Here is a 14,986-nt window from a genome sequence, read left to right on the forward strand (position 1 = left end):
TTGCATCTGTAACAAATTTTAGCACGACACGTCAGAGCTCAGCATTTTGCGGATTATCAAAACCGACACGTCCGACAAACGGCAAACGCAGCGCCGGATTTTTGAAGTCGATACCCAGATTCAGCCCTAACACATTCACTTCAACCCCCTCTTCAACGCCGAGCGTGACACCTAGCAGCCCCAGCACTGAAACCTGCACACCTCGCCCGGATGGCGGTAAACCGACAGGATCCGTAATCCCCCGGTAATCTTTGCCGATGGCATTCGATGGCATATCCAGTTTCAGCTCCGGCACTTCGCGACCAATATGGGCCATAAACGTATTACTGTTTGGCCCGGGCCAGGCGTGATATGTCTCCGGATAAGGGTAATTTTTGATCGCCGCTTCAATTTTTGGGATCATCATTTGCGCCTGCGCGCCGCGATGATCAACCAGCAATTTGGGTTGTGAACCAAACCAGTAGCCATCGGGGATGGCATAATTACGGCGAACCACATGGCTGCTCCCCCAACTGATAACGTCGTAGCGGGTAAATTCGGTTTCACCTTCACGTTTGAAGATAATCCACGGATGTACTGCTACCAGACCACGCCAGCCGTAAGTCGGTGCGGCGTAAATCTGAACGATCGCGGTGCTTTTAAGTTTGACCGGATCGGGCGCAATACCGGATGAATCACGACGCGCCGTAGACCAGTTCTGACTGGCGGGCTCCGTTTTAGTGTGCGACGCCCGGGCATAGCTGTAGCCAAATGACAGCAACAAAACGCCTGCAAAACATAGAATTATCCATTTCACGGCCATTATTTCTCATTCACCTTGTGTCAAATCTGTACGAAAGAACAACAGTACGCATCCATTGCAAGGCTGGCAACGCAAAAATCTGTCGTGCATCACAAACTTTGTTGCAAATAGCGGGTTGGCATTTTCCTGAAATTACATTATTTTAATGCCACAACGTAATAGGAATTCTATTACGCGTAAGCGTTAACGTTACTCAACGCACAGCTTTCTGCCCTATTTTGCGCAGAAAGAATTTTGTGCAATCTGCGCCCGTCGGGCGATGTGAGTAATTTATGTCATCTGAAGTCTCAACCTCTAACACTGCCGAAAACAGCCGTTTTCTGCTGCCTCTCTCGTTCTCCCTTTTTCTCTCCTATTTATGCGTCGGCCTGCCGCTGCCCGTAATTCCTTTGTATGTACATCAGGTCCTGGGCCTGAGTAATACGATGGTGGGCATCGCCGTGGGTATCCAGTTTCTGGCCACCGTGCTGACCCGCGCTTATGCCGGGCGTCTGGCTGACAGTCAGGGCGGTAAACGCTCAAACCTGCAAGGCATGCTGGCCTGCGCGCTGGCAGGGACAACCTACATTCTTGCTGCACTCCTGCCGGTCGATGTGATGACGAAGTTCGGCATTCTGGTTGTCGGGCGGCTGATTTTAGGGTTTGGCGAAAGCCAGTTGATTACCGGGCATCTCACCTGGGGTCTTGGGCTGGTCAGTCGAGAGCGATCGGGAAAAGTGATGTCCTGGGCGGGTATGGCCATTTACGGCGCACTGGCCGCCGGTGCGCCACTCGGGCTTTACATCCATCAGCAGTGGGGTTTTCTGGCGCTGGGTATCGCTGTGATTATCTTACCGCTGGCAGGCTTTCTCAATAATCTGCGGATAGCCGGCGTTGAACCCCTGCGCGGCCATCCGGTACCGATGTGGACGCTGCTTGGGCAGGTTTCTCCTCTCGGCATTGCGTTATTTTTACAAGGTGTCGGATTTGCCGTTATCGGGACATTTGTTTCGCTGCTGTTCAGCGCCGAAGGCTGGGCCCATGCAGGGCTGGCGTTAACCTGTTTCGGCGGTGCGTTTGTGCTGATGCGCGTTTTCTTCGGCCATCTGCCGGATAAATGCGGTGGTTTGCCGGTTGCGTTGGGGTCATTTGTGATTGAAACCGCCGGCTTGCTGCTGATTTTTGCCGCGACGTCACCTTATATCGCCCTGCTCGGTGCAGCATTAACCGGCTGCGGTTGCTCACTGATTTATCCATCTCTCGGCGTGGAAGTGGTGAAACGCGTTCAGCCACAGGTACGCGGAACCGCGATTGGCGCTTATGCCGCTTTCCAGGATGTTTCCTATGCGGCAACCGGCCCGCTGACCGGCGTGCTGGCGACACAGTTAGGTTATTCATCCGTATTCGCCGTCGCCGCAGCCTGCAGTGTTGTCGGTCTGGGTCTGGTTATCCGTCTCGCCCGCCAGCAACGTTAGCCATCAAACCGCTCCGGGTTTTGGGGCGGTTTTTATTCCTCAGTTTGCGAATATCGTATTTGTGAGCGCTCTCACACTCCTGATAATCATCCCATTTATGTTTTGTAATCGATTACTTTTTGAATGTAAATTTTGTAATCGATTACAAAATAAATGGAGCGGAACATGTTTTTAAAACCTTACCTCGCCGGTGGCCTGCTGGTGCTGTCGTCCCTGATCAGTTTACCCCTTCACGCCACAGCGCCTTCTTCAGATAAAGAAATCGCGCTGCAAATGTACACACTGCGTAACGTCGGTGATGCCGCAGCGCAATTTAAAATGGCGCACGACGCCGGATTCAAAAATGTAGAATTGGTGGGCGACCACGGTTTAACTGCAGAAAAAATGAATGCGGTACTGAAAGATAATCAGCTGTATGTGATCTCCGCACACGTACAGCTGGCAGCGCTTGATGAGCAATATGACCAAACGCTGGCATTCAATAAGGCAATTGGCAATAAGGTGATTATCGTGCCGTGGATCAAGCCGGAAGACCGCCCGGACAGCGCTGCCGGCTGGAAAGCCTATGCGCTGCGCCTGGATAAAATGGGCGCGAAGCTGCGTAAAGACGGTATTCAGCTGGGTTATCACAATCATAATTTCGAGATGAAAAAGTATGACGGAAAAACTGCTCTCGAGATCATTTTTGAGAATACGCGCGCCGAGAATCTGGTGATGGAAATGGATGCCGCATGGGTTTCGCGCGGCGGGCAGGATCCGGACATTTTGCTGAAGAAATTTCCGGGCCGTGTTTATGCTATTCACGCCAAAGATAATGCCGCGATTGGCGTGCGGGATAATGAGATGAATTTTGCTCCGCTGGGCGAAGGTTTGCTGGACTGGAAAACGATTCTTCCGGCAGCAAAAAGCAGCGGTGTGAAGTGGTTCATTGTAGAGCATGACGCTCCGCAAGATCCTTGGAGCATCATCACGACGTCCTACAAGAACCTGAGCAAGGCGCTGGCCGCAACGGAGAAATAACGTCAGGAGATTGCCCGCAAACTGGCGGGCAATATTACGCATTCACATCAGGCACTGGCTCGGGCAATAAAGTGCCAGTCCATCATCAGGCGTTCTGCCGGAGCCTCAGGGTTATCAATTTTACGTAGCAGCAGCGATACCGCCTGGCGCCCTATATCACGCGACGGCTGTTCAATCGTAGTCAGCTGTGGTGAAACCATTTCTGCCAGTTCCGTCCCGTCAAAGCCGATCACGGCCACATCCTGCGGGATTTTTAGCCCGGCTTCTTCAATGGCGCGCATCGCGCCCGCAGCCAGCGTATCGGAAACCGCGAAAACAGCATCGGGCCGGATATCTGCCTGCAGCAGTTGTTCCATTGCGGCCTTACCGGCACTGAAACTCAATTCGCTGGCGTATTCGATAGCTTCAAACGCGGAACCCTGTTTGCGGATCACGGTTTTATAACCACGCTCGCGCAGCTGGGCATATTTGTAACTCAGATCGTGGTTGATGAGCGCAACGCGCTGGCAGCCGCGTGAGAACAAATGTTCGATGGCAAATTCCGAAGCCTCACAGTCGCTAATCCCCACACAGGAAACCTCTCCCGCATCCGCATATTCGGCGCACTGTACCCACGGCGTCTGGCCAATCATAGTGGTCAGATCCGGCAATTTGGAAAAAGCATCCATGGTAATAATACCGTCAACGATTTTGCCGGAAAGCAAGCCAAGGCTGGATTTTGAACGTTCAATATCCGAACCAGAATTGCACAGCAAGATACGATAGCCGTTCTTCTCGGCTTCTTCTTCAATGCCTTTGACGACATCAGCACAAAACGGGTTGGCAATATTCGACACCATCACCAGAATCATCGAACTTCTGGACGTTCTCAGCTGGCGGGCTAAAAGATTAGGCTGATAGTTACTTTCCCTGATCGCTTCCAGCACACGTTCACGGTTTTTGCTTTTAACGGTATCGCTGTTGTTCAGCACGCGGGAAACCGTCGCGACCGAGACACCGGCCAGTTTGGCAATTTTCTGAATGGACATAGCTACAACACATCCTGCGGTCAGCTCTTTTTTGCCAGAGGCTACCACAGTTTACGGACGGCATGAATTAAAGCCCGACGTTATCTGTACGCCGGGCAAGGTTATTAACTCAGGTTCAGGCGGAAACTTTCACCCAGCGTTGTTGCTGATGGCTTTGCACAATGGCATCGATGATAAACATCACGCTGGCCCCTTCATGGAAAGTAGCAAACGGGCTGCTGCCTTTTGCCGGCACGCGGCCTTCGCGCACGGCGCTGTAGAACTGCAACATCATATTTTTGAATGCGTCCGGCCAGCCTTCAATGTGCCCACCGGGGAAGTGTGCGCTGTGCGCGACATCCGGATTCATCAACCCCGGATCATCCGACAAAATCTGATTCGCCTGCGCACGGTGCCCAATCCACAGTTGTTGTGGTGTCTCCTGATCCCAGGCGACAGACGCCACACTGCCATTCACCTCAAAGTTGAGTCGGTTTTTTCTGCCTGCGCTGACCTGAGATACGGTGAAACACCCCTTGCTGCCGTCGTCAAAGCGGAACAATACCGAGCCTGCATCCTCGGTCGAAACCGGGCGATCTTCATAAAGTGCTTCACCCTGCCCTGATGTAAACGTGGAGTTGCCCTGCACATTGGCTTTACGGGTTGGCCAGACAATGGATAAATCCGCCATGACCTCGGTGATCCGTTTGCCAGTGACAAATTGCAGCGTGTCACACCAGTGCGAACCAATATCAGCAATCGCGCGTGAAACACCGCCCTGCGCGGCATCAACGCGCCAGTTAAAATCAGTTTCCAGCAGCATCCAGTCCTGCAGATAGCTGCCGTGTGTCGAGAATAACCGTCCGAGCTGTCCGTGGCGCAACATGCTGGCGGCCTGCTGAACCATCGCAAACTGGCGATAAACAAAGCTGACGCCGTGAACCACACCCGCAGTTTCCGCCAGCGAAACCAGTTCCCGGGCTTCCTCCCCCGTCATGCACAATGGCTTTTCAGAGAAAACATGCTTACCGGCCCGCAGGATTTTACGGTTTATTTCCGCATGCAGATGGTTCGGCGTGCAGTTGTGCACCACTTCCAGCCCCGGGTGCGCCAGCAGTGCATCAATATCGCCGTACGCGTGCGGAACGTTTAACTGCCGGGCTTTGCCCTGAGCCGCACTCAAAGGAGTATCACAAAGCGCCACCACCTCAACAACGCCCAGCCGGCGCAGGGCTTCAATGTGTGCCGGCCCGATAAAACCGGTGCCTATAATGCCGACTTTAATCATTGGCAATTTCCCCAAGCCCCAACATACGGCGTGCATTGGCACGATCGTTCGTTCCGGCAGCAAATTCATCAAATGCCCGGTCAGCAACCGGAATGATATTCTGGCGAATAAACTCGCTGCCCTCGCGCGCGCCGGTTTCAGCATCTTTCAGGCAACACTCCCATTCCAGCACCGCCCAGCCGTCATAATCGTATTGCGACAGTTTGCTGAAAATGCCTTTGAAATCGATGTCACCATCACCCGGTGAACGGAAACGCCCTGCGCGATCGGCCCAGTTCTGATAGCCACCATAAACACCGGTGTGGCCGCTGGCTGTAAACTCGGCATCTTTCACATGGAAAGCTTTGATGCGGTCGTGATAGCGGTCGATAAATGCCAGATAATCCATGTGCTGAAGGCGCAGATGGCTTGGGTCAAAAAGGATATTGCAACGTGGATGGTTATCTACCCGAGCCAGAAAACGCTCAAACGTTGCACCGTCGTGCAAATCTTCACCGGGGTGAATTTCAAAACAAACATCGACACCGTGCTGGTCGAAACAATCCAGAACTGGCAGCCAGCGGCTTGCCAGCTCATCAAAAGCCTCGTCCAGCAGGACCTGGTTGTGCGGCGGCCACGGATAGAAATACGGCCAGGCCAGTGAACCGGAAAACGTGGCGTGTGCTTTCAGCCCCAGTTTCTGCGAGGCCGCCGCCGCATGTTTTAACGCCTGCGTCGCCCACGCCTGACGTGCTGGCGGATTACCCCGCACGGTTTCGGGCGCAAAACCATCGAACGCCAGATCATAAGCCGGATGAACCGCCACCAGTTGCCCTTCAAGGTGTGTGGAAAGTTCGCTTATCGTCAGCCCGTGTTTTGCCAGCGTTTCGCGAATGTCATCGCAATAGCTCTGGCAGGTAGCGGCTTTTTCCAAATCAAAAATGTGCGGATGATTACAGGGGATCTGCAACGCTTTATAGCCCAGCGACGCGGCCCATCCGGCAAGTCCGTCCAGCGTGTTAAACGGGGGGTGACCCCCGATGAATTGCGACAGAAAAATGCCCGGTCCTTTAATGGTTTTCATTGCACCTCCGAAAGAAAATCAAATCAGCTCTTTCTCTTTATATTTGAATGAGAAGAGGAAAATTAACGCAATCACGGCGGCAGAAATCGCCGGGATCCACCAGAACGATACCCATGCCTGCGGCACGATTTGTCCGGCGACCAGGTGGTTATACAGCGCGCCGGAAATCTGCGAACCCAGTAACATCCCGATACCGTAGGTGAACATCACGATCATGCTCTGCGCCTGCCCTTTCACTTTTTCACCGGCCACGCGGTCGGTGTAAATGAAACCGACAACAAAGAAGAAGTCGTAGCACACGCCATGCAAAAGGATGCCGAGATACAGCAGAAAACGGCCTTCCTCACTGACGCCCAGCGCAAAAAAGGCGTAGCGCACAAACCAGGCCAGCATGCCGATCAGCAACATGTATTTGACGCCGAGGCGGCGGAATAACAGCGGAATGACCAGCATGAAGAAGATCTCGGACATCTGGCCGAAAGACATCGCCGTACTGACATCACTGATCCCGACATCCGCCAGATAGGACGCGGTGTAAGCGTAGTAAGTGCCGAGTGGTACGGAAATCAGCATGGCGCAAAGCGAGAACACGAAGAAATGGCGGGTTTTGAGCAGGGCAAAAGCATCGGCACAAAACAGGTCGCGCAGCGCGACCGGCTGCCCTTTCGCAGGTGCCGGCGTATGCGGCAGCGTCAGGCTGTACACCGCCAGCACCACAGAACATGCCGCCGCCACCCAGAAAATATTCACGCTGGCCGACACGCCGGTGACGCCAATAAAGATACCGGCGACAATCCAACCAATCGTGCCAAATACGCGCACTACCGGGAAACTTTTATCGATGTTTTTCAGGCTGTGAAACGCAATGTTGTTCGTCAGCGCCAGCGTCGGCATATAACAAAGCGTGTAGCCAAACAGCAGTGTGATCAGCAAAGTACCGTTTTCACTGATTAACGCCTGCGGCACAAACCATAAGATAACCGCCCCCGCCAGATGCATTACTGCCATCACTTTTTGCGAAGGGAAAAACCGGTCAACCAGCATTCCGAGCACAAACGGTGACAGGATCGAGGCAATCGGCCCTGCCGAGAATGCATCCCCAATCAGTAAAGACATATTGTGATGCGCCATCACCAGCCCCAATGTCACCGACCAGCTCCCCCAGATGAAGAACTGTAAGAACATCATCAGGGACAACCGTGGCACCAACAGCCGGTACTGCACATGACTTTTTTCACTACTTTCCAATGCTGACATCATTTTCGCCTCGCCAAAAGTAATCGATTACAAACTGTGTTTTTCAGAAAGTAATCGATTACAAAATAATTATCGCGCAACTTGTCATAAATTTGCGAGATTAGTCACGATAAAAATATCGATGGGGAAAATGGGACAGGCGGTAATTGATGCCACAAAAATGCTGTCGCATACTGCAGGGAAGATCAACCAGAGCTGACAGATTTCCCATAAGATAACTTATTGAAGTTAAAAGGATGAATATGACTGATTCAAAGAAAGCATTGATCATCGGCGCATCACGGGGTATCGGTTTGGGCGTAGTGAATGTGCTCGCAGAACGCGGCTGGCAGGTTACGGGCACAACCCGCAATGCCGCACCGGCAGGCAGTGCAGGATCCGCTGAATGGCTGAAGCTGGACATCAATAAAGCCGATGAAAGGGCGTCGTTCAAAGATGCCTTATCCGGTCGTCAGTTTGACCTGATTTTTGTTAATGCAGGCGCATTCGGACCGGAACATCAGGACGCCAGCCTGGCTTCTGACGAAGAACTCATTCAGCTTTTTATGACCAACGCCTTCTCCCCCGTCCGCAGTGCCCGCGAACTGCTGCCGCTGCTGGCCCCCAAAACCGGCATTATGGCGCTGATGACTTCTGAGTTATCCAGCCTTAACGAGAACCCGTCGTGCACCTATCCGGTTTATTCTGCCAGTAAGGCGGCACTGAACATGCTGACGCGGGCGCTGAAAGAGACCACAGACCAGCACGGTCAGACGTTGCTGTCGATTCACCCGGGTTGGGTACAAACCGACATGGGCGGCGAAAACGCCACGCTGACCATCGCTGAAAGCACCCAGGGGATTGCCGATGTGTTTGCGGCCTGGCGCGGTAAAGGCGGCCATCACTTTGTAGAATATTCCGGCCGCGAATTGCGCTGGTAATACAAACAGCCGGGGGAAAGCAGACCTCACCGTAAAAACATCTTGCCAGAACCTTTTCATCAATGGCACCATTAGGAAACTATCATTTCCTAATGGTGCCATTTTTATGCAACCCTCCGTTTCTAAAGAACGTGGACGTCCCCGCGAATTTGATACTGAACTGGCACTGGATAACGCAATGACGGTGTTTCGTGAAAAAGGGTTTCATGCCGCATCTGTCAGCGATCTCAGTCAGGCGATGAACCTGACTTCCGGCAGTATTTACAAGGCATTCAGCGATAAACGCACCCTGTTCCTGAACGTGTTTGAACGCTATACGTCGCTGCGCAATACTCAGTTGCGCCAGCAGATAGAAAGCGCGGTGACAGGACGGGAACGTATTGCTGAAGTCCTGCGCTTTTACCAGAAATCTTCGCGTGAAATCGAAGGCCGCCGGGGCTGTCTGGTCGTCGGCAGTGCCGTAGAACTGCTGACGTTTGATGATGAACTCGCAGCCCTGGTTCGTCAGGCGATTATGCGCAATAAGTCTGTTTTGGTATCACTGCTCGAACAGGGTAAAAGCGACGGCTCTGTTTCGCATGCTGTTTACACTGAAGCCGCCGCTTCGCTGATGTTGTGCATCGCAATGGGGATGCGCGTCGCCGGTAAAGTGGAGAATCATCAGGCAGCAGAAACGGTACTCGAACTTGCCCTGAAAATTCTCGATTAATATTTTTTACTCATTTAGGAAATAAACGTTTCCTAATAATTTTGATAGGGAGAAATACCGTGACTCATACTCACTCATCCTCACCGGTTGCCACCGTGCCGCAGACTTTCGCTGATACCACGCTTCCCGGTTTTAATCACCGCTACGCCACCCTTGACGGTGTAAGGATGCATTATGTCTGCGGCGGTAACCCCGAAGGCGAAGTACTGCTGCTGCTCGCGGGTTTTCCTCAAAGCTGGTATGCCTGGCGTGGCGTGATGAAAGCACTGGAAAAGGAGTTCTGGCTTGTGGCCCCTGATCTGCCCGGCCAGGGTGATTCTGACCGGCCAGAAACCGGCTACGATACGCAAACTCTGGCAAAGAAAACTCACGACTTAATGCAATCTCTGGGGCATAGCCGTTATTTTTTGGTCGCGCACGATGTCGGCGCATGGGTGGCATACCCTTACGCCGTACTCTTTAATGATGAAGTAAAACGCCTGGCATTGCTGGATGCGGGCATCCCCGGGATTACCTTGCCGGATGCGTTACCCGTCACGCCGGATAAATCCTGGAAAACCTGGCATTTCGCCTTTCATACCTTGCCCGATTTGCCGGAAGCATTGATCACCGGGAATGAAAGGGTTTATCTGGACTGGTTTTTGAGAAGAAAAACGGCGGCGCCGGATGTATTTTCAAATGACGACATCAGCGAATATCTGCGCGTATTTCTCAAAAGCGGCGGCCTGCGTGCCGGGCTGGCTTACTACCGTTCGGTCACCGTCTCCGCTGAGCAGAATCGCGAACTTAATCGCCGCGGGAAATTAGACATGCCGGTGCTGGCCGTGAGCGCCGATCAGGGGTCTATCCCCGATATGGCGATACCGCTGAGATCTTTCGCGGAAAATGTGACCGGCATAATCATTTCCAACAGCGGCCATTTTATCCCTGAAGAACAGCCTGAGGTATTAGCCCGCGAGCTGCACACATTCTTCACAATGTGAAATGAAGATTTGCTGAAATTTTTATGCTAAAACAGCCCGTCAGATTGTTTGTTAATTATTTGTACTCTCAATAATTGCCGGGCTGATTTGTCGCATGCGACAGGCTAACACGGCATACCTTATTTTTCAGGGATTTATCATGTCATCAGCATCAGTGGATCCGGACTCACTGTTACAACACCGCTCGTTTGTCGCGTTCTGGATCGCCCGCGCCTCTTCCAGCTTTGGTTTCCAGATGCTTTCCATTGTGGTGAGCTGGCAGATTTATTCGATCACTGGCCGCGCGTTCGATCTCGGGCTGATCGGGCTGGTACAGTTTTTCCCCTCCGTCGCACTGGCGCTGGTCGCCGGGCACGTTGCCGATCAGTTTGACCGACGCCGCGTAGTGCTTCTCGGGCAGGTGGCTGAGTGGGTGGCAATTGCCGCTCTGGCGTATCTGACGCTGACCCATCATGTGAACGAAGTGATTATCCTCGGGCTGATTTTTGTCATTTCAACCGCCAGGGCGATGGAAGCACCTTCACTGCAATCCATGTTGCCTGCGCTGGTACCGCCTCATCTGCTCGCGCGGGCGATGGCGGCTAACAGCGTTTCCGGGCAGGCTGCCGCGATGGTCGGCCCGGCACTTGGCGGTTTTCTTTACGTTGCCGGCGCCGGTGTCGCTTACGCCTTTTGCGCCGGTCTTTATCTGTTATCGATTATCATGGTCAGCCGTTTGCACTACGAGCAGGCGCCGCCACGCCGCGTTCCGGCCACGTTTAAAACGTTGTTCGCGGGCATCAGTTTTATCCGCAACCGTCCGGACGTTCTGGGTGTGATTTCTCTGGATTTATTCGCTGTTCTGCTCGGTGGCGCAACGGCTTTATTGCCGATTTTCGCGCACGATATTCTGCATACCGGCCCGTGGGGATTAGGGTTATTACGCGGTGCACCGGCGGTGGGCGGGCTGATAGTCGGGTTCTGGCTCAGCCACCGTGCGCTTAAGCGTAACGTCGGGATGACGATGTTTGCCGCAGTCGCCGGATTCGGTGTCGCCACGCTGGTTTTCGCTTTCTCCACATCACTCTGGTTATCCATGCTTGCCCTGTTCGCCCTGGGCGGTTTCGATATGATCAGCATGGTCATCCGTGGCGCATTGGTGCAGCTGGATACGCCTGACGATATGCGTGGCCGCGTCAGCGCGGTGAACTCTATTTTCATCAATACGTCCAATCAGCTGGGCGAGTTTGAATCGGGTCTGCTGGCCGCGTGGGTCGGTGCCGTGCCTGCTGCAGCCATCGGCGGTGCAGGCACATTGATCATCGTCGGTTTATGGATGACGTGGTTCCCTGCATTACGCAAACGACAGAAGCTGGAGAGTAACGTCGCTTAAAGGCATAGTTACGCTTTATGAAAATAGTATGTTAAAAATCATGCTATGTATTTTCATCTGAACCTGCGTTCAGGCCATTTTCTGGAGAAATTATGTTTAACGTATTACGTGGCGAACCTAAAACAACATTTGAATACGGCCCTTTCAGAATCAGGCGTATGCGCCCAGGGCAAATATTGCCCGGCAGTGGTGATGATGCTTTCGGGCCACTGAGTGTGATAGACCATGCGAACCTTGAGCTGGGTACGCTTGTGAAAATGCATGAGCATAATAATGACGAAATCCTCAGCTATATGTGGCGCGGTTCAATGGTGCATGAAGATTCTGCGGGTAACCGCGTGCCTCTGTCGCCCAAAAAACTGATGATGATGAATGCCGGAGAAAGCTTCTGGCATGAGGAATCGACTCCGCTGGTCCCGGCAGAAATGTTGCAGATATTTATTCGCCCGCGTAAGGCTAACCTTGAAGGGCAGGTGCAGTTTATGGAACGCCCTGATGGCGTCAGGCAAAACGAATGGACGCTGTTGGCGGCACCCGAAGGCATTGAATCTCCACTGGAAATTCGTCAGGCCGTTTATGTTTACGACATCCGTATGGACGAAAACAGCACCACGAACATCCCTTCACATCCGGGGTTTGCGCAATGGCTGTATGTCATGGATGGTGAGATCAATATCGGTGAGACCAGTCTGTCAAAAGGCGATGCGGCCAGTGATGAAGAAAGCGCATTGCCCGCGGCCACTGCTGTCAAAGAAACCACGCTGGTGTGTTTTCTGGTTTGCCTGGGCGCAGAAGCGATTCTGGAAGGCACGATTAGCGGAAAGTAATAACGACATAATAAAAAGCTGAACAGCGGAAATGAAAAAGCCCCAGTGGTTAAACCGGGGCTTTTAAGATACTTTCAAATTAATATTTAACATTCATCAACTTAATTACATATTACTACTTTTAAAGATGTACATATTTTCACAGGATATATTTTTGAAGCCTGGTAACGCTATCCTCCTATAATTTTGTGGAATAACATCAGTATCCTGTTCATTTCATCTACCCCTCTTTTTTAGATCAGGATAAATGTGCACATCACCCTCGCGATATAGACTCTTTGATGCGTGACCTTACTCGCGTCGCGATATTCCCGATTTCATACTTACGTACCCAAATCGCGAACATTACTCTTCATAACAAGGCGTTACATCATCGCGTTTTCGTCCCCATCATGCGATTACACAGCTTTACTGCGTGGCCTTAAAGCATCATCTCACGGGCTTGAAAATATTACCCGGTGTTGAATCACCCAAACTAAAATACTTCGTGGCCTTTATCGCATCTCATTACTTACAAGTTTATCAACTTGTTAAATGCACCACGAAATAAAACTCTCATTCTATTTCTCTTGGGTGCTGAGTCTTAATCTACTCGCTATATCTTGTGTGTCAACACTGTATTTAAGCACAGGTCTGGTATTTGGGGGAAATATCAGAAACCGTAATGGAATCTGTGATCTACCCCCAGGATATAGGCAGAGTCGTTAACATAACGATCTTAAAATGATCATCATCAGGATACATTTTCCCTGGCTCTCGCCTGCACCACGCTATCAAGCGTCGATTCCAGCACGACAGCAGCAATAAAATGAATATCCATTTTCCCTTTACCTACTCCGTCCAGCCAGCGTTGGAAAGCATGGGCCACCTCCCGGGTTTCCACCCATCCCATTGCCCCGAGCTTTTCAAGTGGGAACTGCGCCATTGCCTGCTGACAGGAAGTTAACGTCTGACAAGACAGCGTCGTGAAATTCTCGGTTGTCTGAGGATAGGCAATGAGGTCATCGACGCCCCACCCCGATAATACTTTGCGCATCAATGTCCGTTCCGCCCGCCATTCATGCGGCAAGCTGTGACAATATTGCACCACTTCAGGCGTCGTGAGCAGATGCACCGGCCACAGGCCATTGCGCAAACACTGCGCAGCGACGCCACTGATAGCCTCAACAACGCTGCTTTGCGCATAAATGGCCGGTGTAACCATGAGTTTGTCTAAGCGATCCCGCTGATTTTGATGTATTTTCTTGCTCAAAAAATCGGGCAATTTTTGCTCTTCAGTATATTCCAGCAGCGCTGAGGCTTTATCTTCCATCTCATCCCAGTATTCGCACAGCAACTCATCGCCGCCAAATCCGGTCAGAAACACGCGGCACCCTTCCTCTGCCGCACGCTGATATATCTCGTCAAAACAGGCGTAGTGCAATTCTTCCCAGGGCACCATCGGCTGACGTGCAGTATGTCCATATGCCGCGCCAGACGGACGATTTTCAGCAGTGTCAACGGTATGATCCACGATGCCATATTTTTCAATCACCGCGGTGCGCCTTTGCTGCTGGCTGATTCGACCTTCATCCGGCATCAGCAAACCATAGGTGTTGACCTTGTAACCGGCTCTCGCCGCAGTAACGGTGACAATGCTGGAATCAAGTCCTCCGCTAAAACCGGATGCCAGCGTGACTGAGGGATCCGGCAATAACCGTTGCAGGGTGCTGTCCAACAATTGCCCGAAAGACTGGCAAGGGTCGGCACGTTTTTTGAGGACTTTAGGGTAAGGCGTCACACGCAGCGGATGCTGATAAATGTCCCAGCCGTGATTCTGCTGCCACACCACACCATGTCCGGCGCACAGTTGTTTTATCTGCGCCAGCACGGTATCAAAACCATAAGGCTGTTCAAAATGACTGAGATAAAGAAGCGCGCGTTGCTCATGCAAAACCGGCTCGATCAGCGGATATAATTCCAGCGGATCCCAGCTGACATCCAGAATCTTCTCGTTATCGGTGAAAAATACCGGCACGGTGGATAACCGGCTGGATTGAATAAACACGCCCGCCGCGGATACCAGCCGTATTCCGGTGAAATCCTCATCATAAGGCTGTTCGAAAATAAAAATGCCTAAATGGCCGGGCGATACCAGCACCGCCCGGACACCCACCATAGGATGGGAGAAAGGTATAAACTCGCCGCAACGGCTGATTAAGGCATTATTTTCAACATGCCAGTCCATGCTGGACTGCTGTAAATCAATGTGCAGCTTGAACATACTTATCTCCCGCGATTGGCT

At 52.1% G+C, this 14,986-nt stretch carries 13 protein-coding genes; 7 read left to right on the forward strand and 6 right to left on the reverse strand.

Going from position 1 to position 14,986, the window contains the following annotated elements; genetic code table 11:
• Nucleotides 1-31: 31 nt before the first annotated feature.
• Nucleotides 32-802 (reverse strand): DUF3750 domain-containing protein, encoded by a 771-nt coding sequence (locus CWS43_RS15295; protein WP_369825875.1) that lies wholly within the window; start codon nt 800-802, stop codon nt 32-34.
• 272 nt (nt 803-1,074) lie between these two features.
• On the opposite strand from CWS43_RS15295, the gene CWS43_RS15300 reads away from it, so the two are divergent.
• Together CWS43_RS15300 and CWS43_RS15305 are read left to right on the forward strand one after the other, a co-directional pair.
• Nucleotides 1,075-2,256 carry an MFS transporter gene (locus CWS43_RS15300; RefSeq protein WP_101077887.1) on the forward strand — a complete coding sequence of 394 codons (1,182 nt, stop codon included), beginning with the start codon at nt 1,075-1,077 and terminating at the stop codon, nt 2,254-2,256.
• Between the two features lie 165 nt (nt 2,257-2,421).
• Nucleotides 2,422-3,276: a sugar phosphate isomerase/epimerase gene (locus tag CWS43_RS15305; RefSeq protein ID WP_101077888.1), complete on the forward strand. Its 855-nt coding sequence runs from the start codon at nt 2,422-2,424 to the stop codon at nt 3,274-3,276.
• A 47-nt stretch (nt 3,277-3,323) separates the two neighbouring features.
• Here CWS43_RS15305 and CWS43_RS15310 read toward each other — a convergent pair whose 3' ends face one another.
• From CWS43_RS15310 to CWS43_RS15325, 4 genes are all read right to left on the reverse strand, one after another.
• A complete protein-coding gene (locus tag CWS43_RS15310) occupies nt 3,324-4,304 on the reverse strand; it encodes a LacI family DNA-binding transcriptional regulator (RefSeq protein ID WP_101077889.1) in 981 nt (326 codons plus the stop codon).
• 115 nt (nt 4,305-4,419) lie between these two features.
• Complete coding sequence (locus CWS43_RS15315) at nt 4,420-5,571, reverse strand: Gfo/Idh/MocA family protein (protein WP_101077890.1); 1,152 nt, start codon at nt 5,569-5,571, stop codon at nt 4,420-4,422.
• Complete coding sequence (locus CWS43_RS15320; protein ID WP_101077891.1) at nt 5,564-6,634, reverse strand: sugar phosphate isomerase/epimerase; 1,071 nt, start codon at nt 6,632-6,634, stop codon at nt 5,564-5,566. Before CWS43_RS15320 ends, CWS43_RS15315 begins: the two co-directional genes overlap by 8 nt.
• 18 nt (nt 6,635-6,652) lie before the next feature.
• Nucleotides 6,653-7,894, reverse strand: coding sequence for an MFS transporter (locus CWS43_RS15325; protein WP_101077892.1), 1,242 nt, complete (start codon nt 7,892-7,894; stop codon nt 6,653-6,655).
• A 239-nt stretch (nt 7,895-8,133) separates the two neighbouring features.
• Between CWS43_RS15325 and CWS43_RS15330 the strand changes: the two genes are divergently transcribed.
• From CWS43_RS15330 to CWS43_RS15350, 5 genes are all read left to right on the forward strand, one after another.
• On the forward strand, nt 8,134-8,811 hold the full coding sequence (locus CWS43_RS15330) for an SDR family oxidoreductase (protein WP_101077893.1): 678 nt from the start codon (nt 8,134-8,136) through the stop codon (nt 8,809-8,811).
• A 106-nt stretch (nt 8,812-8,917) separates the two neighbouring features.
• Complete coding sequence (locus CWS43_RS15335) at nt 8,918-9,520, forward strand: TetR/AcrR family transcriptional regulator (protein ID WP_101077894.1); 603 nt, start codon at nt 8,918-8,920, stop codon at nt 9,518-9,520.
• Between the two features lie 167 nt (nt 9,521-9,687).
• A complete protein-coding gene (locus CWS43_RS15340; RefSeq protein ID WP_101077895.1) occupies nt 9,688-10,503 on the forward strand; it encodes an alpha/beta fold hydrolase in 816 nt (271 codons plus the stop codon).
• 139 nt (nt 10,504-10,642) lie between these two features.
• Nucleotides 10,643-11,875 carry an MFS transporter gene (locus CWS43_RS15345; protein WP_101077896.1) on the forward strand — a complete coding sequence of 411 codons (1,233 nt, stop codon included), beginning with the start codon at nt 10,643-10,645 and terminating at the stop codon, nt 11,873-11,875.
• Between the two features lie 158 nt (nt 11,876-12,033).
• Entirely contained in the window at nt 12,034-12,702 is a 669-nt protein-coding gene (locus tag CWS43_RS15350) for a pirin family protein (protein ID WP_232776994.1), read from the forward strand.
• A 733-nt stretch (nt 12,703-13,435) separates the two neighbouring features.
• Here CWS43_RS15350 and CWS43_RS15355 read toward each other — a convergent pair.
• A complete protein-coding gene (locus tag CWS43_RS15355) occupies nt 13,436-14,965 on the reverse strand; it encodes an asparagine synthase-related protein (RefSeq protein WP_101077898.1) in 1,530 nt (509 codons plus the stop codon).
• Nucleotides 14,966-14,986: the final 21 nt, after the last annotated feature.

The organism is Rahnella sp. AA, from assembly GCF_002834385.1.
GTDB lineage: Bacteria > Pseudomonadota > Gammaproteobacteria > Enterobacterales > Enterobacteriaceae > Rahnella.